Origin of the sequence: Bacillus sp. TL12 (assembly GCF_022625245.1) — a bacterium.
In the GTDB taxonomy this organism is placed as follows: Bacteria; Bacillota; Bacilli; order Bacillales; family Bacillaceae_G; genus Bacillus_A.
In genome coordinates this window covers 1-252 of record NZ_JAJJBY010000258.1, presented here as the reverse complement: position 1 = coordinate 252, position 252 = coordinate 1, and the positions used below count along the sequence as shown (strand labels likewise).

Below are 252 nucleotides of genomic sequence, written 5' to 3'. Positions count from 1 at the left end.
ACCATTGATTTTTATCTAAGTGAATCAAGAGATAAACAAGCAGCCAAGCGCTTTTTTAAGAAAGCCTTGGCTGCTTCTCATATTTGTAAACCTCGCGTGATAACAGTAGACAAGAACCCAGCCTATCCAGTAGCGATTCAAGAGTTAAAAGAAGAGAAACGTATGCCTGAAGGCGTACAAATAAGGCAAGTTAGATATCTCAATAATATAGTGGAACAGGATCACCGTTTCATTAAGAAACGTGTGCGTACT

The 252-nt window shown here is 38.9% G+C and carries 1 protein-coding gene; it reads left to right on the top strand.

The genetic code is table 11. The features are described from left to right. Positions 1-252, top strand: a 252-nt coding sequence (locus LOK41_RS28830; RefSeq protein ID WP_241819482.1) for a DDE-type integrase/transposase/recombinase, incomplete at both ends; no start/stop codon positions are given.